This window comes from Vibrio sp. 10N.222.46.A1 (assembly GCF_041473595.1).
In the GTDB taxonomy this organism is placed as follows: domain Bacteria; phylum Pseudomonadota; class Gammaproteobacteria; order Enterobacterales; family Vibrionaceae; genus Vibrio; species Vibrio tasmaniensis_A.
In genome coordinates, this window is sequence record NZ_JBFRSN010000957.1 from 1 (window position 1) to 777 (window position 777).

The following is a 777-nucleotide window of genomic DNA, read 5'->3' on the forward strand; positions in this document are numbered from 1 at the left end:
CTGTTTTTAATATATTATAAAAGCAGTATTAAATTGGAAGAAGCCGCGTTCATCGCGGCTTTTTGTTACCTACAATTCTTAACGCTTTATTTACAACGTCAATTTATAGTATAAGTAGCAATACGGTATAATGTGAGTTGAAAAGGATTTCGTTATTCATGAGATATACCCCGACACTAAAATTGAGCACTCGATTGGTCGCATTTGTCACCGTGATAGTGATCAGTGCGATGTTCATCCTTTTTATTGGTGGCACACTCTCCTTTAAGCGTATAGGACAGGAATATTTAGATCATTATTTGGTTGGCATTGTCGACGTCGTAGATAAAGAGATGGAAGATCCAGATGCTGCGTATTCAATGCAACGTTGGATGCCGAAGATGTTGCAGGCAAGCAATATCGTTGAGATGAAGCTTTCAAACAAAACCGGTATCGTTTACCGATTTAAAGATACCTCCCCACAAATTGATCCAAACCGTCTCTATGAAAGAAGCTTCATTTTAGATCGAAATGAAGGCTATCAAATCGAATTTAAAGCACTCCCCCCTTATATTGGTTACAACTACTCGATTGAAGCTATGTGGTCGATTACTTTGGCGGTGGCATTGATCCTTTTTTGTTTGGCTCGTGGTGTTCGTTGGTTAAAAGAACAGTTAATGGGCTCAGAGATTTTGGAAGAGCGAGGGAGAATGATCCTTGCTGGGCAGGTAGAGGCTCATTCAAAAGGGGACGAGCGAGAATGGCCATATACGGCAAGTGAAGCGCTTGATGTACTGA

Annotated in this window: 1 pseudogene; it reads left to right on the top strand. The window is 40.5% G+C overall.

Features of this window, described 5'->3' with window-relative positions:
• Nucleotides 1–158: 158 nt before the first annotated feature.
• Nucleotides 159–777, top strand: a pseudogene (locus AB4496_RS22520) (RNase E specificity factor CsrD); the annotation flags it as partial.